This is a genomic window from Oleiphilus sp. HI0067, assembly GCF_001635735.1.
The window spans coordinates 1-315 of the sequence record NZ_LWFI01000828.1 but is presented as its reverse complement, the minus strand read 5'-3'; the positions used below and the strand labels follow the sequence as shown (position 1 = coordinate 315).

Below are 315 nucleotides of genomic sequence, written 5' to 3'. Positions count from 1 at the left end.
GTACTATAGTTGTGCACAGAGTAATGCATGTTGGCCTCAGCATAATTTGGAACAGTAATAGTTTCTGGGCCGTAGCCATTAGTGTCATCAACATCTTGTTGAATTGTCGCATCGCCCAACTCGTAACTCATATCCTGATAGTAGATATGGTCGAGCTCTGCGCCAGAATCAGGATCATATAACCAAAGATGGTTATCTAGATCTCGCATACCGGACTCGCCACCCCAGGTCAAGACAATACGCATATCAGCAGCGTCCATCACACTGGACAACGAGATCGTGCCGGCGTTAATCGTTTCACCTTCTAACACACTA

1 pseudogene is annotated in these 315 nt (G+C 46.0%); it reads right to left on the bottom strand.

Going from position 1 to position 315, the window contains the following annotated elements:
* Positions 1 to 315 (bottom strand): annotated as a pseudogene (locus A3739_RS29815) (hypothetical protein); the annotation flags it as partial.